Origin of the sequence: Flavobacterium difficile (genome assembly GCF_011392115.1) — a bacterium.
Classification (GTDB): Bacteria; Bacteroidota; Bacteroidia; order Flavobacteriales; family Flavobacteriaceae; genus Flavobacterium; species Flavobacterium difficile.
On the sequence record NZ_JAAJBT010000001.1, the window covers coordinates 1 to 22,975 of the forward strand.

13 protein-coding genes are annotated in these 22,975 nt (G+C 33.0%); 8 read left to right on the plus strand and 5 right to left on the minus strand.

Annotation, left to right across the window (positions count from 1 at the left end):
- Together G4D72_RS00005 and G4D72_RS00010 are read left to right on the plus strand one after the other, a co-directional pair.
- On the plus strand, positions 1–932 hold a 932-nt coding region (locus G4D72_RS00005), incomplete at its 5' end, for an OmpA family protein (RefSeq protein ID WP_166075521.1).
- A 202-nt stretch (positions 933–1,134) separates the two neighbouring features.
- Positions 1,135–7,095 carry a GEVED domain-containing protein gene (locus tag G4D72_RS00010; protein ID WP_166075522.1) on the plus strand — a complete coding sequence of 1,987 codons (5,961 nt, stop codon included), beginning with the start codon at positions 1,135–1,137 and terminating at the stop codon, positions 7,093–7,095.
- An 88-nt stretch (positions 7,096–7,183) separates the two neighbouring features.
- Here G4D72_RS00010 and G4D72_RS00015 read toward each other — a convergent pair whose 3' ends face one another.
- Complete coding sequence (locus G4D72_RS00015) at positions 7,184–8,128, minus strand: tRNA dihydrouridine synthase (RefSeq protein ID WP_166075523.1); 945 nt, start codon at positions 8,126–8,128, stop codon at positions 7,184–7,186.
- Positions 8,129–8,581 (minus strand): 6-pyruvoyl trahydropterin synthase family protein, encoded by a 453-nt coding sequence (locus G4D72_RS00020; RefSeq protein WP_166075524.1) that lies wholly within the window; start codon positions 8,579–8,581, stop codon positions 8,129–8,131.
- Between the two features lie 65 nt (positions 8,582–8,646).
- On the opposite strand from G4D72_RS00020, the gene G4D72_RS00025 reads away from it, so the two are divergent.
- A complete protein-coding gene (locus G4D72_RS00025; protein WP_166075526.1) occupies positions 8,647–9,249 on the plus strand; it encodes a 2OG-Fe(II) oxygenase in 603 nt (200 codons plus the stop codon).
- A 169-nt stretch (positions 9,250–9,418) separates the two neighbouring features.
- On the opposite strand, the gene G4D72_RS00030 is transcribed toward G4D72_RS00025, so the two are convergent.
- From G4D72_RS00030 to G4D72_RS00040, 3 genes are all read right to left on the minus strand, one after another.
- Positions 9,419–10,165, minus strand: a complete 747-nt coding sequence (locus G4D72_RS00030) for an enoyl-CoA hydratase/isomerase family protein (RefSeq protein WP_166075527.1) — start codon at positions 10,163–10,165, stop codon at positions 9,419–9,421.
- A 71-nt stretch (positions 10,166–10,236) separates the two neighbouring features.
- Positions 10,237–13,707, minus strand: coding sequence for a T9SS type B sorting domain-containing protein (locus tag G4D72_RS00035; protein WP_166075528.1), 3,471 nt, complete (start codon positions 13,705–13,707; stop codon positions 10,237–10,239).
- A 111-nt stretch (positions 13,708–13,818) separates the two neighbouring features.
- Complete coding sequence (locus G4D72_RS00040; protein ID WP_317165214.1) at positions 13,819–17,133, minus strand: hypothetical protein; 3,315 nt, start codon at positions 17,131–17,133, stop codon at positions 13,819–13,821.
- Positions 17,134–17,368: 235 nt separating this feature from the next.
- Between G4D72_RS00040 and G4D72_RS00045 the strand changes: the two genes are divergently transcribed.
- Genes G4D72_RS00045 through G4D72_RS00065 form a run of 5 tightly spaced genes read left to right on the plus strand, consistent with a single transcriptional unit; the run spans position 17,369 to position 22,960 of the window.
- Positions 17,369–18,271 carry a nucleotidyltransferase domain-containing protein gene (locus G4D72_RS00045; protein WP_166075530.1) on the plus strand — a complete coding sequence of 301 codons (903 nt, stop codon included), beginning with the start codon at positions 17,369–17,371 and terminating at the stop codon, positions 18,269–18,271.
- Positions 18,264–19,709 carry a B12-binding domain-containing radical SAM protein gene (locus tag G4D72_RS00050; RefSeq protein ID WP_166075531.1) on the plus strand — a complete coding sequence of 482 codons (1,446 nt, stop codon included), beginning with the start codon at positions 18,264–18,266 and terminating at the stop codon, positions 19,707–19,709. Before G4D72_RS00045 ends, G4D72_RS00050 begins: the two co-directional genes overlap by 8 nt.
- Complete coding sequence (locus G4D72_RS00055) at positions 19,699–20,469, plus strand: class I SAM-dependent methyltransferase (protein WP_166075532.1); 771 nt, start codon at positions 19,699–19,701, stop codon at positions 20,467–20,469. Before G4D72_RS00050 ends, G4D72_RS00055 begins: the two co-directional genes overlap by 11 nt.
- On the plus strand, positions 20,466–21,845 hold the full coding sequence (locus G4D72_RS00060) for a B12-binding domain-containing radical SAM protein (protein WP_166075533.1): 1,380 nt from the start codon (positions 20,466–20,468) through the stop codon (positions 21,843–21,845). The genes G4D72_RS00055 and G4D72_RS00060 overlap by 4 nt, the downstream gene beginning before the upstream one ends.
- A complete protein-coding gene (locus G4D72_RS00065; RefSeq protein ID WP_166075534.1) occupies positions 21,842–22,960 on the plus strand; it encodes a hypothetical protein in 1,119 nt (372 codons plus the stop codon). The genes G4D72_RS00060 and G4D72_RS00065 overlap by 4 nt, the downstream gene beginning before the upstream one ends.
- Positions 22,961–22,975 lie beyond the last annotated feature (15 nt).

The following is a 22,975-nucleotide window of genomic DNA, read 5'->3' on the forward strand; positions in this document are numbered from 1 at the left end:
ATGGAGATGTTTACGGTACACCAGAAAACTTAGGGGCAAATGTAAACACAGAAGCTAACGAGAGTTTTCCATCGATTCAGGATGATAACATCTTATTCTTTTCATCTAATGGAAGACAAGGATTTGGTGGGTATGATGTGTTCAAATACAACACTACAACAACTAATGAAAAAGCCACAAACTTAGGCGAGCCGGTAAACTCACAAAAAGACGATTTTGCATTTAGTTACAATTTACAAAAAAATGTAGGGTACTTTTCAAGTAATAGAGAAGGCAACGATGACATTTATCAGGCCAATGCAGTTTGTGGAGTGGATGCTACTGTGGTTGTAAAAGATGCTGAAACAGGAAAATTACTTTCAGGCGCAAGCGTAGCACAAATGAATAGCAAAGGCGTAGAGAAAGGCAATCAGGTTTCAAATGAAATGGGAGAAGTAAAGTTTGGTTTACCATGTGAAGAAGTAGCAAATTTTAATGCGACAAGATCGGGTTATGAAAACGCAACCACAACGATGGCTAAATCACAAAACGGAGCCCAAACTCTTGTGATCAACATGACGCCAATCAAACCAATCATTACAGAAAAAGAAGTGATTTTACAACCGATTTACTTCGAATACAACAAATCGAACATCACGGCTCAAGGTGCAGAGGAGTTAGACAAATTGGTTCAAGTAATGAACGAATATCCAAACATGGTAATCGATGCGAAATCGCACACGGATAGTCGAGGCGCAGATAATTACAACTTAAAATTATCAGACAGAAGAGCAAAATCAACGGTGCAATACATCGTATCGAAAGGTATTGCTAAAAACAGAATCACAGGAAGTGGAATGGGAGAAACCCAACCAAAAGTTCCATGTACAGCATGTACAGAAGAAGAACACGCTCAAAACAGAAGAAGTGAGTTCTTGATTATTAAAAAGTAAGTTAAGATTTCATGTGTATTTAAAAAAGCAGTTTAAATTTTTAAACTGCTTTTTTTTCAATAATATCAAGTTCATATAAACTATTCTTTTTAGTGTATTTTGTCGATAAATATTACGTTTTGTCGATTATATTAAAGAATAAAGAAAAAATATCATAGTTTAGTTAGCTTTTTAAATTATTTTAACACACAAATTTTTATCAATGAAAAAATCTTACTCTTTTTTTGAGAAGACAATAAAAAGTTTTGTGCTTTTTATTGGACTTTTTTTGTTTGTAAATAGTGCGTTTTCTCAAACAACTTTAATTTCTCCAACAGGTGATGGTGGTTTTGAAAACGGTACTTCATTTACAGCTAATGGATGGACGTCTGTCAATCCAGCAACTGACACATGGCAGATAGGATCCGTACCAGTTGTTTCATCTGGTGCAAATTGTGCTTACGTATCTGCTAATTTAGGAACAGCTTGGACCTATTCGCAATTATCTGTTTTTAACCACATATACAAGGATGTAACAATTCCAGTAGGTGAAAGCAAAATAACTTTAAATTTTAGATGGAAAGTTGGTGGCGAAGGTACTACAACATCCGATTGGGATAATCTTAAATTATTTTGGGCTCCAACTACTGTAACTCCAGTCGCTACGTCAGCAGTAACAGGAGCAACCCAACTTATTGGCCCAGGAGCAGTAAGTGGTATGTACAAGCTTAGTAGTGCTGCTTGGAATAATGAAACAATTATATTTAGTGCTGCTCCAGGAACTTACAGACTAATTTTCCAATGGAAATCTGATGTTTCTACTATTGCTAACCCGCCGGCTGCAGTTGACGATATTTCATTAGTTTCTAGTACACCTGGAAACTTTATATCTATTGCTACAGGAAACTGGGGAGCTGCTTCGACTTGGGATGCAAATGCGGTACCAACTCTAGGAGATAATGTGACAATTGCAGCTGGACATACAGTAACAATTGATGCTAGTGGACAAGGGGCTACTAATTTAACAATAAATAATACAGGTGTACTAGGATATGGTGTAACTCCAACTTCTTTTAGTGTTTTAGGTAATCTAACTGTAGATAATGGTGGTCTATTTAATTTATTTAATGGAACAACAGGAAAAACATTAAATGTAGCAAGAGATATAGTTAATAATGGTCGTATAAATACTTTTGTTGGTACAGCTAATCAATTAGTTTTAAATGGTTCACAAGTACAAAATGTTTCTGGTACTGGAGTTTTTGGTGGTACAGTGTTAAATACCACAAATACAAATGAAGTAGATGTTATTAGACAATTAATTTGTGCAAATACAAATACTTCGACACCAAATATAAATTGGAATTTTAACAATATTAGAATTATGGGTGTCTTAAACACTACTGGAGCTAGAATAGCTTTAGGATCTAATAAAATTTATTATGGAAATTATGCTGCTGGTACTACTCATACTGGTCCAGTTGGGACAGGGTTTATTGGTGGTTCTTTTTCAAGATGGTGGACAGCAACAGCAACAGGTACTACTATAACTGCTGGAACTGATCCAACTAATACAACTTCACGTTATCCATTTTTATCTCCAACAGGTGCTCAAAGAGCTTTATATATTACCAGAAGTACTGGTGGAACTAATACTGTAGGATATTTAACAGTTGCTTACAACAATGCTACAACGGTAACAACAGGACTGTCTCTTGTAGATGGAGCTTACACAGTAACGGATAGAGCAGATGCTAACTGGGCGATTACTGCAGAAAACGGATATTCAACCACTACAGCAACACATACTGTAGCGATTGTTGCAAATGGTTTATTAAATGCTGCCAATGCAAGTACTAGAGTTTTAAAAGCTGGTACTTTTGTTGGAACACATCAAAATGGTACTTCAACACCAGGAGGACAAAGAACAGCTATAACAACAGCCGATTTAACTTCTGGAGCTTTTTTCTTAGGTTTAAATACTGCTGATGTTTCAAATGTATCAATAGCTTCTGGAGATTGGAATGCTCCAACTACATGGAGTAAAGGTGTTCCACCAACTTGTACTGATGGCGCTACAATTAGTGCAGGTCATACAGTAACAGTAAATAGTATTGGTAATACTGCTGCCAATACAGTTATTTCAGCTGGAGCAACTTTAGTTGTAGCATCTGGTGATTTAACAATCGGATGTACTAATAACAACACTAGTTTGACTAATAATGGTACATTAACAGTATCTGGTGGTACATTAACTGTTAATGGAAATATTAATAATGCGCTTACGACATCTATTTTTAATCAATCAGGTGGAGCAATTATAATCGACGGAAACTCAGGTACTGTAGCTACTTCTGTGGCTACTTCTGTTGCTATTTTTAATTCTGAATCAACAAATATTAATTTAACAGGCGGTACTTTAACTTTTGTAGATCCTCATGCAAGTACTACATCTGGAAGTAATTTTGTTATAAGACTTAATAATTCAACGGCATCTTCTATATCATTATCGGCATCATCAAATCACACTACAATTTTTGGCGATGGTATTTCTACTACTCAAGCGGGTGTTCCAGCAGATGGTTTTAGAATAAACAATTGGGTTGCTACTGCATTTTTATCTCTAGGAAGTATTGAAGTAAATGGGAATGCAACAACAGGAAGATCAGTAACTTCTGTTTTTCAATTGGGTGTAAACGGAAATGTTACGATCAAAAACAATAGTATTTTGAGTTTAACTTCTGCCTTAGTAATTGGTGGAAATTTAAATGTTGAAGTTGGCGGTACTTTTATAAATACTTTAGGAGTATCTGCATCATTAATTGGATCTAATACTGGTTCTACTCTGAATTTTGTTCCAACTCCATTAGCTCAAACCTTTACAAATAATGGAACATGTTCTAACTCAGCAACATTACCTACAGCTAATTTAAATTCATTAACCATCAATAATTCGGATTCTGCTGGTTTAACTCTTGCCTCACCATTTAGAGTAGCAACGAATTTAACTTTTATTTCTGGTATTGTTAATACTTCAAATACGAATTTATTAAGTCATGGAACAATTACTGCGGCGGGTACTTTAACCATGCCTGCAACAATTCCAGTTAATACCTTTGTAAATGGACCATTACAAAGAACAATTGCAAATGCAAATACAAATACAACATTTGCTTTATTCCCAGTAGGAAAGGGTAGTACTTATGCACCAGCTTCATTTGCGCCAGCAACTACATCAGTTGTTGAAATGAAGGTTGAAACTTTTGGTGCAAATGCAGGTACTGCAGATGCCACATTATTAAACTTATCTACTACAAGAAGATGGGAAGCGCCAATTATTTCTGGAACTGTAACTAATTTAAATGTAAGATTAGCAGATTCAGGTATAGTAAGCGCATCAGTTCCTGCTGTAGGAGCTAGTGCTGCAGGAATTTACACAGGGTCTTTTGGACCAGCAACATTCACTGCTGCTGCTAATGGAACACCAAATTTAATTCAATCTAATTCCGCATTAGCATTAGCTGATTATACTGGGTTTTTATCGTATGCAGATTCTAATTCATGTAATGGTGCGCCAACTCCAGGAAATACAACAACAACAAGTTCATTAGTTTGTCCATCTGTTAACTTTACTTTAGGTTTGCAAACTACAACCACAGGAACAGGAGTTACTTACCAATGGCAGTCCTCTCCCGATGGAATTGCTCCTTATACAAATATTACTAGTGCAACTAGTGCAACATTAACAACTTCTCAAACTGCAAGTACTTTTTACCAATGTATAGTAACTTGTACTTCTTCAGGTGTATCTACAATTAGTACACCAATTCAGGTTAACATGAATTCAATATATGCTTGTTACTGTGCCTCTACTTATTCAAATGGAACTGGAGCAACAGCTGGTGATGCAATTACTAATGTAACTTTAGGTACATTAAATAATTCTTCAAATGCTGCAGCTACTCCAACGCCATCACCTTATTATACTTTCTATAATGCTGTCACTATTCCTGATTTAACCCAAGGTTCTGGTCAAACTATTTCAATTTCATTTGGTTCGGATGGTTCACAATTTTCAGGAGTTTGGATAGATTACAATCAAGATGGTGATTTATCAGACGCAGGAGAGTTTGTTGCAAATAATACTACCTCTGCAGGTGCTAATGGAACTTCAAATTTAAACTTTACAGTACCTGTTGGAGCCGCATTAGGAAATACTTTAATGCGTATACGTGGTGGTAATGACACAGTTTTAACTAATACTCCTTGTGGAGCATCTTCAAGTGTATGGGGAGAAACTGAAGATTATATTGTAAATATTACGGCATGTGTAGCTCCGGCTATAACAACACAACCAGTTGCTACAGTTTCTGTTTGTGAAAACACTGCTGTAAACTTATCTGTAGTTGCTACAGGTACAGGTTTAACTTACCAATGGAAAAAAGACACTGTTGATATTCCATCAGCAACATCTGCAACCTATTCGATTCCTTCAGCTCTTGTAGCCGATTCAGGAAGTTATACTGTTTTAGTAACTGGCGCTTGTGGATCAATTTTGTCAAGTGCATCAGTAGTAACTGTTACTGCTAATACTTCATTACCAGCAGAAGTAGTTTCTGCATGTGATTCTTACACTTGGGCTGCAAACGGAACAACGTATACAACAAGTGGAACTTATACTAATGTTGTAAACTGTGAAACAAGAACATTAAATTTAACTATCACACCAAGTTCAACTTTACCAACAGAAGTTATTTCTGCATGTGATTCTTATACATGGGCTGCAAATGGCACTACTTACACAACTAGTGGAATGTATACTTCTACTGTAAATTGTGTGACTAGAAATTTAGATTTAACCATCACACCAAGTTCATCATTACCTACAGAAGTAGTTTCAGTATGTGATTCTTATACTTGGGCAGCAAATGGAACAACGTATACGACAAGTGGAATTTACACTAATGTGGTAAACTGTGTAACAAGAACTTTAGATTTAACTATCACTCCAAGTTCATCATTACCAGCAGAAGTTGTTTCTGCATGTGATTCTTACACTTGGGCAGCAAATGGAACTACTTACACAACAAGTGGAACTTACACAAATGTTGTAAACTGTGTGACAAGAACTTTAAATTTAACAATTAATGCAAGTACTACAACTACAACAAATGTTACTGTTTGTGATACTTATACTTGGGCTGAAAATGGTGTAACTTATACAACAAGTGGAACTTACACTAATGTAACCACAAATGGTGCAGGATGTCCAAATACTGCTACATTAAATTTAGTAGTTACAAATGCTTCAATTGATTTTGCAAATCTTCAATTCCCAGCATCTGCTACAATTTGTGAAGGTGGAACAATGACTGCTTATGGTCAGGTTTATGAAGCTGGATTAACTGAAGCTGCTGGTCAAGCTGCAGGAATTGAAGTTCAGTTTGGTTATAATACCACAAATACAAATCCAAATACTTGGTCTACATGGACACCAGCTACTTTCAACGTTCAAGTTGGAAATAACGATGAATACATGTTTACTACTAGTAATGCATTAACAGGTGGAACTTATTATTATACTTTCAGATACAGATTAACAGGTTGTTCAACTTGGCAATATGGTGGAAATAATAATGGATTCTGGAATGGTACAACACAAAATAGTGGTGTATTAACAATTAATTCAGCTGCAACTCCAACTGGTGCGTCTACACAAACACTTAATGGTGGTGTAGCTTCAGATGTAACTATCGAAGATATAGTAGTTTCAGGAACTGGAATTATTTGGTATCCTACATTAGCAGATGCAAATGCTGGAACTAATGCTATTTTAGCTGGAACAGTATTAACTGACAATACAACTTATTATGCGGTTTCAGTTAATGGAACTTGTAGAAGTACTGCTTTAGCAGTTACTGTAACAGTAGTATTAGGAAATGCAAGTTTCGATTTATCTCAATTGAATTATTATCCAAACCCGGTAAAAGATATCTTTAATGTGAAATACAATAAAGAAATTACTTCGGTAGACGTATATGATTTAACAGGTAGAAAAGTAATCGAAATGAAACCAAATACATTAGAAGTACAATTGAATATGACAAACTTGTCTAGCGCAATGTACATTGTAAAATTAAAATCAGTTGATGGAATAACTGAATTGAAAGTTTACAAAAACTAATACAGGTTTAAATAAATTTAAAAACCTCTCCTCTAGAATTAGAGTGAGAGGTTTTTTTATGACTATTTTTTCGAATAATGCAAGCTTTTTAACGAGCGGCGAATATTTCTTTTACTGCTTGTTCATAAACTCTGCTGTTTTGTGCTTTTTTAATCTTCTTAAACGTTTTTTGTGTATCTGGAAAAGCCTGAGAAAAATATTCCCAAAACCCTAACATTTTCATTCGAATGGGAGTAGGACCTTGTAAAAACGCATCATATGCCTGGTAAATTTCATCATGAAAAGCTTGGAAAATCTTGAATCTATCTTCAGGATATTCAGTTGTATTGTTTTTAATCATACTTGGTAAAAACGGATCGGCTATCAAACCTCTTCCAATCATAAAATGATCAATGCTTGGGAAACGCTCTCGCATTTCTCTAAATTTTTCAACTGAAGTAATATCACCATTATAATATAACTTATGTTTAGAAACCTCTAAACAACGTTGAAACGAATCTAAATCTACATCACCTTTATAAAGCTGTTTTCCAATTCTGGCATGTATGGCAATATTTTTTATCGGATATTTTTCTAAAATCGGAAACACATCTAAAATTTCTGTTGGATTTTCATAACCCATTCGCATTTTCATCGATACGATAATATCAGTTTCACTATGTGCGCGGTCTAAAATATTGTTGATTCTTTCTGTATTGCTAATTAATCCAGAACCCATGCCACATTTTGCAACCATCGGATACGGACAACCTAAATTCCAATTTAATTCTTTGTAACCTAACGATTGTACGTATTTCGCCACGAATAAAAATTCATCGGGATCATTGGTAATAACCTGAGGAATGACTTCTAAAGTAGTATTATTTTCTGGAAGAATATCACGTTCGTAGGAAGCTTTAATTTCTAATTTCCCATTCAATCTAATGTAGGGAGAATAAAAGGTATCGATACCACCAAAATGTTTGTGAAAGGCATTTCGAAATCTGAAATCGGTAAAACCTTGTAAAGGCGAAGATAATAATGTAATGCTCATTTATAGATTATCCGAAGCAAACCATTCTGCAAAAGACGATTCTGTTTCTTGTAAACGTAACGAATGCAATTGAATGTCTTTTGGTAAACGAGCTTTAATTTTTTCGGCAAAATCAACTACCATATTTTCACTGGTGGGCTGATAATCTACCAAAATTACATGATGACCTCTGTCTTTTAATTCTTTGGCTAATTCAACATGAGGTGTATTTTGATTAAAAACAGTAGCGTGATCAAACACATCTACAATGTCTTCTTTCACAATTTTTTTCAAATCAGAAAAATCAATTACCATTCCGAATTTCACATTATTCGAATCGGTAATTGGTTCACCAATAACGGTTACAGAAAGTTTATAACTGTGTCCGTGAACATTTTTACATTTGCCATCATAACCATAAAGGGCATGACCGGTTTCGAAATTGAACTGCTTGGTAATTCTAATTTTACTCATGATGTGATTATTGAACTGCAAAATTACGAAAATATTCACATATCTTTGCTTTAAATATTATCACAATGGAATTGAATCCACTTTACGAAACTATAATTACCGATTTATTAGAAAACCAATACGCGGTTTGCGATGCTTTTTTTTCAGAAGAAGCCGTGCAAATTATGCGTGCCGAATTGGATCAAAAATACGAAACGTCGGAATTTAAGAAATCGGCAATTGGGCAAAATTCGGATGAAATTATAAAAGAAGAAATTCGTGGCGATTATATTTTTTGGCTGAATGAAGAAGACAAAAACGAAGCTTCAGAAACCTTTTTCCATCAAATCAACGATTTTGTAGCCTACATTAATGCAACTTGTTATTTAGGGATTTCAAACAAAGAATTCCATTATGCCATTTATCCAGAAGGCACATTTTACAAACGTCATTTAGATGTTTTTAAGAATGACACCCGAAGAAAATTATCTATAGTTTGTTATCTAAACGATGAAAATTGGCAACCCGAATTTGGTGGCGAATTAGTCATTTACAAACCCGAAGAGGAAATCAAAATTTACCCCTTAAAAGGTAGAGTAGTCATTTTTGAAAGTCAACTTTTAGAACACGAAGTCAAACCCGTTCAAAGAAAAAGATTTAGTATTACGGGTTGGTTGAAAACGAGTTAGGTTTTATTATTGCTTTGTCATGCTGAACTTGTTTCAACTTCTTATTTTTTTGAAGCAGCCGTTTTGTATTTCAGTTCACTTGTTGTCCCGCTATCCGTTATATTCCCGAAGAAAAATCGGGAGATGCCGCTCCTATCAGGGCTAGAATACAAAAATGGTATTTTTTCGACTACTTTTTAAACCCTTCCAACGCCTTTTTCGTAAAAGCACTCAACACTAATTTTCCAGAAATTTCGGCACGTTCGTATAATAAAGAACTCCAATGTGAAGTGTTTTGCCAAAGCACTTGTTTCATTTCTGATAAAGCTTCAGGGTTGTAGCTGGCTAATTGTAAAGCAAATTTTTCTAATTCAGTATCTAATTCTTCTGGTTGTACTAATTTGGCAAATAAACCTTTTTCAAAAGCCCAAGAAGCGGGTTTCCATTCGTTTCCAGCTAAGGTTAATTCGCTCATGGCAGTTTGTCCAATTTTACGACTCACAGCTGGTTCAATTACAAAAGGTCCAATTCCAATGGTTAATTCTGAAAGTTTTACATCGGCTTTTGTAGTGGCAATCGCATAATCGCAAGCGGCCACAATTCCAACGCCACCACCAACGGCTTTACCTTGCACTTTTCCTACAATTAGTTTCGAACAATTTCGCATCGCATTAATCACGTTAGCAAAGCCAGAGAAAAATTGTTTTCCGTCAGTTAAATTGTCAATTTGTAATAATTCATCAAAGGAAGCGCCGGCACAAAAGGTGTTTCCTTCACTTTGTAAAACAATAAGAGTTACGTTTTCATTTTTATCTAAATTTTGAATCGTTTCCACCAATTGTTGCAACTGCGAACTTGGAAAAGAATTTCCTGCGGGATGATAAAAAGTGATATATCCAATAGTATTTTTTACTTCTTGTTTTACGAAAGCTGTCATGGTTTTTTATTTTACCGCAATTTCAAACTTTTATGTTACTCTGAAGTTGCGGTTTGTATTATTACATTTAATTATCTTTTTAAACTAAAGTGTGATTTAAATTCTTTCTGAACACCATCTTCTTTGTATTCAATTTTAAACCAATAATCCGTAGAAGGCACTTCTTGTCCGTTGAATTTTCCATCCCAACCATTTCCGTAGGCATCAATTTGTTTTAATAATTTTCCGTAACGGTCAAAAATGTAAATTTTCGCATCAAATGTTGGTGTTAAACCTTTGATATTCCACGTATCGTTATACCCATCTCCGTTTGGTGTAAAATAATTTGGATACGAGATAGTTGTAATTGCATTTGAACTTTTTTCTCCACAACCATTAATATCTCTTACATAAATGGTATAAATATCATTTTCTAAATTAGTAAAAACCGGACTTGTTTGCCAATCGATTTGATTTAAACTGTATTCGTAACTACCAAATCCACCAACAACAACTGCTTGAATGGTTGATAAACCGCTGGCAAAAATTTCTGAAACTAATTCTACTTGAACGGTTTGTGGCGCAGAAGAAACAACAATTTCAGTTTGATCTTCTTTTGAACACATCGTATTCATATTTGTAACCACTACTTTATAGATTCCATTTGCAGAGGCCATAAATACCGCGTTTTCTTGTCCGGCTGTGGTATCTGGATTTGTAGGTGTCCAAAGATAAGAATAGTTTCCAGGTGTAGCTGGTGTAGCATTAATAGGAAAGCTTCCAACTCCAGTTCCTGGTGTAACGCACAAAACTTCCAATCCTGTAAGATTAAAATCAGGTAAAGGATTGACTCTTAAATCAACATACTGACCCAATCCTACACAAGCATTGTTTATGTTAGTATCAATTCTAACCCAAATATTTTGGAGGTTCGGCACTATGTTTCTGTATCCATCTGGATCAGTGGTGTCAATTGGGTTCAATTCCGCTAATGCATCAGGTTCATTTTCATAGTAGGTAACAATTAAATTATTGCTACTTGGAAATTGAGCTAAAAGAGTTGTTGTGGCACTTGAAAAATCAAAATAATCAAATCCGTCTGTATCTGTATCTGTGGCATCAATAAAATCATCACATTCTTCTAAAACAATTTTTTGAAATGTAGCAGGAATTTGTGTTGCTGAAACAATTAAGTTCACCTGCGCCACTCGAATACAATTATTTTCATTTTCAATTCTTGCCCAAACTGTTCCGTTATTTGGAGAAGTATATGCGGTTTCATTCGGAATTCTATTTACATTATTTTGAGCATTTGCTGGAGAAGTAAAGTAAGAAAATACCAAGTTGGCTTGAGTAGAAATGGATGCGTTAGCTTCAGTTAAATTGAAATCAGAAATTGCATCAGTATCATCATCGCATTGTCTTAAAGTTATTGGATTTGAAATCATTGGTAATGGAGTTACTACCGCATTAAAACTAGTTGTGTTGTAGCAATTTGTTAAAGTATTAAATAATCTAACATAAATTATTTTGTTTGCACCTGAATAACTCGTTATGGCGTTAGTTCCAGAAATAGCCTCGTTAGGTAACAAATGGTAAGTGACAGAAACATTCGTTTGACCATTAATAATCTCCGTATTTTTAGAAGTTAAATTAAAAGTTGTTTGTCCGTTTGTATCATTACCATCGGCAGCATCATCACAAACTTTAAAGTCTGAAATAGCAATAACGGTAGGGATATCAAAATTTGTTACTTGAACAGTTGATGATAGTGCAGGACAAACGCCACTTGCTGGAATAGTATAAGTATAAGTCCCACTTAAATCGGTTGCAGGATTAAAATCTCCATTAGGTCTGTTTACCCCGTTAAAAGACCAAGTTCCGCCAGTTGTTACTCCTGTTCCAAGTAATGGAAACATATCGAATGTACTTTCGTTTTTACAAGTGTTTTTTGTAGTACTTGTTCCTGTATTTCCTGCTTGTTCTACAGTTACATTCACTTTTACGCTTAAAAAGGTTAGAGCGGTATTACAAGTTTTTGTAAATGAATAAATATATTCTCCAGGAATGTTACTAGCAGGATCAAAAACATCGCCTGTTAATGGAGCGCCACCCGCAGGAACTGTCCAGTTTCCACCTGCGCCAGGATTTCCTATGATGGCATCAAATAAGTTGGTAGTAGTTGAAGAACAAACAGTTACTGGTGTGTCTTGTGGAGCACTACCAAATCCTGAATAATAACCGGCATAACCAGCTGCACCACTAGCACCAAAAACGCCAACTGCCAAAGGTCCGGTTGAAACTACATTTACATTTCCACTGTAACCCGCAATTCTGTAGGTTACCCAATCTGTATTTCCTAAAACAGTTTGTGCTTGTGAAGTTGGAATTGCAGTTCCGTTTACAGTTATTGAAGCAGTTGAATACGTTAAAATCATCAAATCTGCAGTATAAAAAGAAGAACCAATCTGATTAATTGACGGGATATATACAGAATTTTGGAAAAAACAACTTAAGGGTGGAATAAAATTTAAACCAGAAGTAGGATTAGAAGCTGCACCACCAATCAACTGATAAGCAAAAACAGGCTTAGATGCTTTTACATAAATATTTCTGTTGATAGTTCCTTGGTATTGAGAATTTGGAACTAAGTAATAATCACCTGCATTTAAAGTAACAGCAGGCGTTGTGCTTCCGTTTACGAAAACTTGTGTATTGTTTTCATCTGCTATAATTAAAGGAGATTCCATTGCTGGTAAACCATTTCCTTCAATAAAAATATATTCAGTTCCGATTTGAGAAGAAGAAACTATTTGGTCTAAAGTAAAATCCGATCCATTATTCGAAACACCACCTGTGGCATTACCTGTATTTACTGCTACTGGTTTTGTGGCAGTTAAAGAAGCTCCAATAAAACCTGTCCAATTGTCTATATTATCAGTATAACCACTAAAAGTTACTGTTTCGCCTTCATTCAATACAAAAGTTTGCGTATCAGCTGTCACTAATCCTGCACCTGAAACAAATTCAACATTAGTATTATAGTCAGAAAGTACAATTGTGGTGTTGTCTTCTGTTGCCATAACACTAGATACAAAATTTCGAATTGATATGTCTCCGCCTTGTGGCGTACTTCCTAAACGAAAATTAGTTCCAATTCCAGGTCTTCCTTTAGATATTAAGGTTTCAGCATGATTTTGTTGACGCATTCTAAAACTAACATAAAAATCTTTTGCGCCCTCTAAAATTAAGCCTTTGTCGCTTTTTACAACATTTACATCGCTCACATCTAAGAACATTTGTGAAGGTTGTCCGTTTCCAATTAAAATCATTGCAGGTGCAGACTGAGAAATTGTAAATGGAGATCCTACAATTGGCGTACCATTACCAGTAGTTACATTTACTTGAAAAGGGGTAGCTTCTGCTGTTGAAATGTAAATATAATGGTCTTCAATAGCAGAACTTTCTCTTGTATGTAAAGGTGGTAACCAGTGTTTATTACTTAATTGAGCTTGACTAATAAAGAACGTTAAAAATGAGAGTAGGAACAGATAGTTTTTCATTATGATTTTTAATTTACAACAAATTTATTCTATTTTTAGTGAAATCAAATTTTTATCAAAAAAAAGGTGAAAAAAGAAGGTTATTTTAACAAAAAATTAAGGGTTTGTTTGTTAAAAAAAAGCTCTTAATTGAACCGTTCCGGTATGAATGGTTTTACTCGTTTCCGATTTTCGACCATTATAATTGATTGAAATATCTAAAAATTGAGTGATGTTTTTCTGAAATAACAATTGCCATGTTGTGTTTTTTCCATTTTGTAAACCTTCTAATAATTGAAAACCAACAGGAGAAGAAGCGCTTCCTGAAAAATCATTGTTAATGTATGTGAAAATTCCGTTCATAGAAAAACCTTTTTCAGTATTCCAATTAAATGATGTTCCCAACTGATTTTGTGTCAATCGTTCTACGTTATTAATGGTGTTCTCTTTTTTGCTGTTTTCGTAAAAAATATCCCAACTTGCATTTTTAGAGAAAATATAAGAGACTTTCGGCGCTACTTCTAAACTAGCAATATTAAAATTTCTACTGGTATAATTATCAGAAATACTTTCAGAATTTGAAGTACTAGTTTGCAATTGCAACAACCAAAATTTCTTGATCAAATGTACATATTGCAATTGATGACTTTTGATGTAATTTTCTTGGCTTCCAAAATTCAACAAGTTTTTCAACGAACTTGAATTGTAGGTATACGTTATAGAATTTCGCTGTTTGCCTTTGTGAAAGAACAAACTGTTTCTGAAATTATTGTTCAAACCAATTAAATCTTCTTCGCTTTTTGAAAACGGATTCCATTCAAAAGAATTAGAATTTCTAGCCACTTTTTTATCAATAATTAAAGATGTTTGGTTATAAAAGTTCGATAAAAATTTCTTGAAACCTGATTCGTTTTGCCACACATTTCCATTAAAAGTTAAAGTCTGACTTAATTTATTCTGATAGGTTCGAATAAACGTCTGATTGGGCAAAAAAACTTTTACATATTTGGCTAAATCGGAAAAAGTAGCAATTTCAAATTCTTGTAATTCTTGAATCGTATTATTGTTATAATCGTTCCACATGTAAACGCCTCGGCCCGGGTCGACTTCTAAATAAGTAAACTCTTGCTGAGCAATACTACCCGAATTGTTTTCGTAAAATGTGGTAGTTTGAATTAAATTATTAAAAAAGGAATCAGAATAATTTAATCTCGAATTAATGGAAGGTTCCGTAGCACGATCATCTGTAAATTTTAAGGTTCTGTAATTGATAAAAATGCCTAAATTTCTTCGGTCGTTTTTAATCAGTTTTGCTTTCAAATAAGTGGAAAAAGAAGTATTTACACGTTGTAAAATTGTGTTCTGAATGCTGTCATTTTGTCGAGTCAAATATCCAATCTCTGTGAAAACTTTTGTAGAATCGCCTCGACCAATAAAATTACCAAATTCGGTAAAACGTTGACTAAAATTGCTTAATGTTTGTGTTGGAGCAACCACTTCTTTCGTGTTTTCGGCTCTAAAACTTCCACCAATATAATTTTTCTTTACGTGATATTTAACTACATTCTGATTTCTAAAAAAATCTGATTTGCTCGTGTCACTTTGACTATTCATCAAGCTACTTTGCGTTTGAAAAACCAATGATTTGTTTTTTGCAAAAGCCTGAAAACTATGTTTATTTCCAGAAAAATTAGTGGTATAGTCTAATTTTTCAAACTGATATTTCCCAAAAGTTTGCCATTTTAAAGTATCATTTTGAACCGTGTTAAATTCTAAGCCACCAACAATTAAAACCTGATTTCCTAGCGGATTTGTGATGTTCCAATCGCGGTTAAATTCAATGTTGTACAAACGTTCAATGGGTTTGAAATTTTCTTGAATGTAATTGATATTCGCATAAGATTGTACATTCAATCCTTTGGAAAATAATTGTTGCTTGATGTTAAATTTGGAAGCAATTCCTTGATTGTTAGCATCGTCTAAACCGGAAAATAAATTTTTATCATTATTAGAAATGGCAATTTCTGTTTCAATTTCTGTTTTTTCTGATGGCGAATATTTACTTACAATAGTTGCAATTTGAATTTTCGTAGGTGCAATTAATTTTACAATCGGTTCGTAATTTCCTTGTGGAATTCCTGCAATTGGTGCTACATATTCGTAAATTTTTCCAATAGTATTATTACTGGCTAAAACGTAGTTTCCCAAATTATTGCCCACGAAGGTAAACCTAACTTGAAATAACGTTTGAGTTTGATCTGTTGAAAATTCAAATATTTCGGTTGAGCCAAATAGTGTTTTTTTGTACAAAATTTTGTTTTCAGAAAACGAATCTTCAAAGGCAGAAGGTGCATTCATTAAAGTAGCATCATCACCTGCATTTTGTAAAATTTCCACTTGTTCTTCTGATAAACTTTGTTGCAAAGGCTGGTTTTTCACATCGTTTTCTGAATATACATAAGCACCAATACTTAATTTTTCACCTTCATGATTGAATCCACCATAACTTAAAAAACGCGTAAAATTTCTATCCGAATACTGATATTCCATAACAATTCGCATTTCTGAAGTTATCGGAAAAGTAGCATTGAAAATAATTTCACCAGCATTATAATCGATTATATAATCTTTGTTTTCACCACGTTCTTTTAAAATTCCATTCACATAAACTCGTTCTGAACCTGAGATAATTAACACAAATAATTCACCGTTATTTCCACGTAACTTATAAGGACCTTGGTTGCCTTCTTGTCCCGTAAAATTGCTTCTTGCATATTGTCCACGAACTAATGAAGCTGCAAAAAATAAATCGTTTTTATTGGTAGTGCCCCAGTTAAAATTAGAAGATAAACCTTGTACTTTTTTATTGAAATTTAAAAATGAGGTTTTTCTATTTTCTAAAAATAAATCGCCTGCGCGTACGTTCCAGTTTTTTGATGATAGTTCAATAAATATTTGATCAAATTCATCCAGTTTTTGCGAATATCCGCCTTCTTGTAAAGGAATATTGCTGTCTTGAATAGAGGCTTTTAAACTTACATTATCGGCTAATTTTCCTGAAATTTGTAAATCTAAATTCGAATTTAATACCGTATTTTGGTTATTACCAATGGTAACGCCACGAGAAATACTTCCATTAGTTTGTAAGCCATTAAAAAGAGATGTTGGTTTTTTTGTATTATCTGAAAAAGTTAATAACCTGCCATTTTCATTCGGTACAATTTTTTTCTCATCGTAAATCGTATAAGTTTTAGTTAAGAATTCTGGCAATTGATAATAGGTTATTTTTACTGAATCTTGAAATTCTTTCTTAAAAAGTAGTTTTTTGGTTTGGTAATTAAATGAATAATAAGAAGTGTCAATTTCCTGATTTTTTTGATTGTAAATTTTAAAGGAATTCGGATTTAAGGCAATCGTATCAATTTGAATTACTTCTTTGGTATACACTATTTTTCTACTTTTAAATGCTTGGTTTTTCTCTTGAGCAAAGCCAACAGAAAATACACATAAAAGTAAAAAAAGAAATAGCGGTTTCAACATACGGTAAAAGTACTGATAATTGTATAAACGAGAAAATTTTGGTTTTTGGTATTTAGTTGAGTTGAATTCTGCGTTATTTTAAAAAATAGCGTATTTCTTAAGTTTCAATTTAGTATTTTTGATGCTTTATAAAACATTGAATTTGGAATCTTTAAAAACCATTTTATACTTTTCTATTTTTAGGTATCCGTTAACGCTCGAAGAAATTCATAGTTATACGAATCATAAAAATATTGTGGAAACTAACCAAGAATTAGAAAACTTAATCCTGGATAAAATTCTTAGAAAAGTAGATGATTTTTATGTGTATGCCAACGATTTAGAAAGTGTTACGAAACGATTAAAAGGCAATTTAAATGCTCAAAAAGCTCTAAAAATTGCAGAAAAAAAAGCGAAATTTATTTTTCAATTTCCTTATGTAAAAGCAGTAGGTGTTTCTGGTTCACTGTCTAAAGGTTATTATGATAATGAAAGTGATATCGATTTTTTTGTGATTACAACACCAAACAAATTATGGATTTGTAGAACGTTATTAATGCTATACAAAAAGATTTTTTTATTGAATTCTAGAAAGTATTTTTGTGTTAATTATTTTATTTCAACGCAACAATTAGAGCTTGAAGAAAAAAACAGATTTACCGCTACCGAATTAAAAACGCTAATTCCAATGCAAGGAAAAGTTGTTTTTGAAGAATTTTATCGCTCAAATAAATGGATTGAAAGTTATTTTTCAAAATTTGAAGTAAATTTAAAAACGGTTCCAAATATAAAAAAAGCGGTATTTCCAACTTGTATAGAAAGTATTTTGAATAACAAAATAGGTTTTTATATTGATGGTGTTTTCAAAAAAATTACCCTAAATAAATGGAAGTCTAAATTCGAATTTTTAAATGCGGATGATTTTAATATTGCACTAAAATCAACGCAAAACATATCTAAACACCATCCATCCAACTTTCAGAGAAAAGTAATTGAAGCTTTAAATGCCAAAATTGAAGAAGTTGCAACTAATTTCAACATTATTTTACCCAAAGAAAATGTCTAAGGTTTTATTTTCACATTCGTATTATTATAAATTAGACCCTAAACAGTGGAAAAACAAAATGCCTTTCCCACCATTGGGAACGTTATATGCTGCTTCTTTACTTCGTGAAAATGGATTTGAAGTTGATTTGTTTGATACGAATTTACGTGATAATCCTTTTGAAATTGAAACTCTTTTAGTTAAAACGAAACCTAAATATCTTATTATTTATGATGATGGTTTTAATTATCTAACCAAAATGTGCTTGACCAACATGCGTGAAGCCTGTTTTGAAATGATTCAACTTGGAAAAAAATACGGTTGTCAAATTGTAGTTTGCAGTTCAGATGCATCAGATCATTTTGAGAAATATTTAGAAAAAGGTGCGGATTTTGTCATTCGAGGTGAAGGTGAAATTACATTATTAGAATTAATCGCTACTATTGAGAACGAAAATACAACTGATAACATTCTCGGAATTGTCTATAAAAAAGATGGAGAAATTATTCAAAATCCAAGCCGAGCTGTTTTACAAAATTTAGATGAATTACCACTTCCAGCTTGGGATTTAGTAAACATCGAAAGTTACAAAACAATCTGGAAACAAAGTAAACAACCTTTCACTTTAAATATTGCTACTACACGCGGTTGTCCGTATAAATGCAATTGGTGTGCCAAACCAATTTACGGAAACCGATACAATGCCCATTCACCAACCTATATAGTCAATCTGATTGCATTTCTGAAGGAAAAATTTGGGGTGTCTCGTTTTTGGATGTGCGACGATATTTTTGGTTTAAAACCCAATTGGGTACAAGAATTTAATGCCGTTTTAAAAGAAAAAAATATAACAATTAGCTTCTTTATTCAAAGTCGAGTCGATTTGTTATTAAAAGAAGATACCATTGAAGCTTTGGCAGAATCGGGTTTAGAAGAAGTTTGGGTGGGTGCTGAAAGTGCGTCACAAAAAATTTTAGATGCTATGGATAAAGGCACTAAAGTGGAAGAAATTTATGAAGCGACTCGATTGTTAAAATCAAAAAAAATTAAAGTAGCTTTCTTTTTGCAATTTGGATATTTAGATGAAAATCAGGAAGATATTCAAAAAACAATTGCCATGGTTAAAGAATTGAAACCACACAACATTGGTATTTCTGTTTCTTATCCTTTGCCAGGTACCAAGTTTTATGAAAAAGTAAAAGACGACTTGCTATTAAAGTCAAATTGGACCGATTCTGACGATTTTGACATGATGTTTCAAGGGACGTATAACTCAAAGTATTACAGAAAGTTACAACGTTTTGTGCATAAAGAATTCAGAATAAGTCAAGGCCTTGAAAACCTTAGGAATTTCTCTTTTACAAAAGGGAAAATAGTATCAATATTAAAATTAGGCTATTACATTCCAAGTAGTTTTATAGATAAAATGGTATTGAAAAAAGTACAACATGAAAGCTGATTTCGACCAAGCGGCTCCAAATTACGATTCCCATTTCACCTTTTCTGAAATAGGAAAAATGCAGCGTCACTTAGTTTATAATCAACTTCAAAAACAACTAAAAAACACAAAGAAAATTTTAGAAATTAATTGCGGAACTGGTGAAGATGCGATTTGGTTGGCCATGCAGAATTTCCAAGTTACAGCAACGGATATTTCTGAAAAAATGATTGAAGTCGCCCAATCAAAATCAAATGTAGAAAATCTTACTTTTAAAGTTCTTGACATCAATAAAATTTCGAAAGAATCAGAAAAATTTGATATGATATTTTCAAATTTTGGCGGATTAAATTGTTTGACGAAATCTGAGTTAGGACTCTTTTTTGCTGCAGCAACTAATGTATTTACAGATAAAGGGAAAATTAGTTTGGTAATTATGCCCAAAAATACGCTTTGGGAATCGTTATATTTTTTGTTAAAATTCGATTTTAAAAATGCTTTCAGAAGAAAGAAAGAAGTGGTTTTCGCTAATGTTGAGGGTGAAAAAGTAGCCACATACTATTATAATCCAAAAGATGTTGTACTTTTAGCTAAAGTATATTTTGAAATTGTAGCCATCAAGCCGATTGGTTTTTTTATTCCACCATCGTATTTAGAGCCTTTTTTTACAAACAAAAAAATACTTTTAAAAGGGTTGCGTTTTTTGGAAAAGGGCATTAAAGAGTGGTCATTTCTTTCAAAATATGCCGATCATTATATCATAACTTTACAAAAAAAATGAGTATTCTATTCACACATGCTTATTATTTGTCCGATGATCCTAAGGAGCAAAAGATAATGAAACCTTATCCACCATTGGGTTTGTTATATGTTTCTGGTTATTTGAAAAGTAAAAATATAAGTAATACTGTTTTTGATAGTACTTTTTCTAGTTTAACCGAACAACTTGATTTTATTCTTGAAAATAAGCCTAAAGTTATTTGCATTTATACCAATTTAATGACCAAAATTGAGGTGATTAAGTTGATGAAAATTTTAAAATCTGAATCCTATCATTTTCCAAAAATAGTTTTAGGTGGACCAGATGTAACGTATAATGTAGAAAATTATTTAAAAGCTGGTGCTGATTTTTTAGTTATAGGTGAAGGAGAAGAAACGACATTTGAATTGTATCAAGCTATAATTAATAATTCAGATATTCATCAAATCAACGGCATTGCTTTTTTAGAAAACAATCAAGTAATTCAAACTCAAGCCCGAACAAAATTTAAAGAATTAGACCAATTGCCTTTACCCAATCGTGAGGCAATTTCCATGCAAAAGTATTTAGATACTTGGAAAAACAATCACGGAAAAAGTTCTATGACGATTTCTACACAACGTGGTTGTCCTTATACTTGTAAATGGTGTAGTACTGCGGTTTATGGACAAAGTTACAGAAGAAGACCTGCTCATTTGGTGGTGGAAGAAATGAAACTTCTTAAAGAAAAATATCATCCTGATGCGTTGTGGTTTGTGGATGATGTGTTTACCGTGAGTCATAAATGGTTAACCGAATTTCATTCGGAAGTTATCAAGCAAAAGGCTATTATTCCTTTCGAATGCATCACAAGAGCCGAACGCTTGAACGATGAAATATTACAACTTTTAAAAGAAATGGGTTGTTTCAGAATTTGGATTGGTGCCGAAAGTGGTTCTCAAAAAATCATTGATTTGATGGACCGACGCGTAGATATTAACCATGTTAAAAAGATGATTCAGGATACGAATGCAATCGGAATTGAAACAGGAACTTTTGTAATGGTGGGCTATCCAGAAGAAACAATAGAAGATATAAACAAAACAATTACTTATCTAAAAGAAGCTCAACCTACTTTATATACGATTACAATTGCCTATCCAATAAAAGGTACAAGTTTATACAACGAAATTGAAGATAAAATTACGGTTCAACCCGAATGGCAAACATCAACCGATAGGGAAATAGATTTTGAAAGAACGTATTCGAGAAAATTTTATAAATACGCCGTTAGTAAAGTGGTAAATGAAGTAGAGTTTTCCAGAAATTGGAAGCAAAAAAAATATAAAAAAGCGATATTTCAAAAAAGTAAATCTTTCGTATTAAGTTGTATGTTGCCTTTTTTTAAATCATTATGAAAAAAATAATACCACTCTTTTTTTTACTAATATTATGTTTTTCTTGTTCTAAAAACAAGGAAAATATAATAGAAGAAAGCATTCTGCTAAAATGGAACAAGTCTTATCCAGATGAAACTATTCAAAGTGTTGAAATTGGTTTAAAATGGGCTTTGTCACAAGTTGGAGCTAGTGTTTTAAATTCAAATAATATAAAAAAAGAAAAGGATTTTTTTACAATAGAAATTTCCAAAATGGGTTTTAGTAAAAATGCAGAAAAAGCACTTCGAAAAATTCACCAAAAAGTAAAAGAATCTGAAGAATACAAATTGAATAAGAGTATAGATGTTGGTCGATATGTAGCTTTATTACTAGGTTCATCCGAACATTATTATGCTTTAATCGGAACACCAAAAACACTTGATGAAATCACTAAAAATTATACGTTACTTCCTGAGAAAGGATATATTAACAATTCAAGTGTTTCTAAAGTGCATCGCATCATACAATTTTCAGCACAAAAAAGATTTAATCAATTGTTTTTTTCTCAGGAAATTGATTCAGTTACAGGTAAAATTTATGAATTTGAAACTATAGAACTTCTTAAAAATGGACAACTTCGATTTGGTATTTTTGATGCAAATGGGAAAAGGAAAATGGCAGCAGATAGTAAACATACAGAAGCAGGGAAACCAGCCAAATGTATGTGGTGTCATGAATCGAATATTCAACCCATGTATAACGATCAAAAAAATATAAAAGGATTTCTTCCTTACATGAAATTACAAGAAACATTTGATACCTATCGAGAAGCAAACCAAAAGGATAAAAAAGAATTCATTGACGTCTTAAATTATATTGATTACCAACAAACTCAAGAGCATACATTTACAGAAATTTTATACACTAGTTTTATGGAACCATCAGCTAAAAGATTAGCTTTGGAATGGAATATGACTGAAAAACAAGTACAAACTAAATTGAAAAACTATACAACACATCAACATCACGAATTTGATTTTTTAGGTGAATTGTATTACAGGAACGAAATTGAACATTTGGCTCCGATAAAAAGCCTACCAGTTTCTGGAAATATTAGAGAAAAAAGCAATAAAGAAGTCAATTATATTTACTAAAATGTTGTGCTTCAA

Excerpts from the sequence above, each read along its gene's own strand:
- G4D72_RS00065 (WP_166075534.1), top strand. The coding sequence starts at position 21,842 with ATGAAAAAAATAATACCACTCTTTTTTTTACTAATATTATGTTTTTCT.
- G4D72_RS00035 (WP_166075528.1), bottom strand. The coding sequence starts at position 13,707 with ATGAAAAACTATCTGTTCCTACTCTCATTTTTAACGTTCTTTATTAGT.
- G4D72_RS00050 (WP_166075531.1), top strand. The coding sequence starts at position 18,264 with ATGTCTAAGGTTTTATTTTCACATTCGTATTATTATAAATTAGACCCT.
- G4D72_RS00030 (WP_166075527.1), bottom strand. The coding sequence starts at position 10,165 with ATGACAGCTTTCGTAAAACAAGAAGTAAAAAATACTATTGGATATATC.
- G4D72_RS00055 (WP_166075532.1), top strand. The coding sequence starts at position 19,699 with ATGAAAGCTGATTTCGACCAAGCGGCTCCAAATTACGATTCCCATTTC.
- G4D72_RS00060 (WP_166075533.1), top strand. The coding sequence starts at position 20,466 with ATGAGTATTCTATTCACACATGCTTATTATTTGTCCGATGATCCTAAG.
- G4D72_RS00025 (WP_166075526.1), top strand. The coding sequence starts at position 8,647 with ATGGAATTGAATCCACTTTACGAAACTATAATTACCGATTTATTAGAA.
- G4D72_RS00010 (WP_166075522.1), top strand. The coding sequence starts at position 1,135 with ATGAAAAAATCTTACTCTTTTTTTGAGAAGACAATAAAAAGTTTTGTG.
- G4D72_RS00015 (WP_166075523.1), bottom strand. The coding sequence starts at position 8,128 with ATGAGCATTACATTATTATCTTCGCCTTTACAAGGTTTTACCGATTTC.
- G4D72_RS00020 (WP_166075524.1), bottom strand. The coding sequence starts at position 8,581 with ATGAGTAAAATTAGAATTACCAAGCAGTTCAATTTCGAAACCGGTCAT.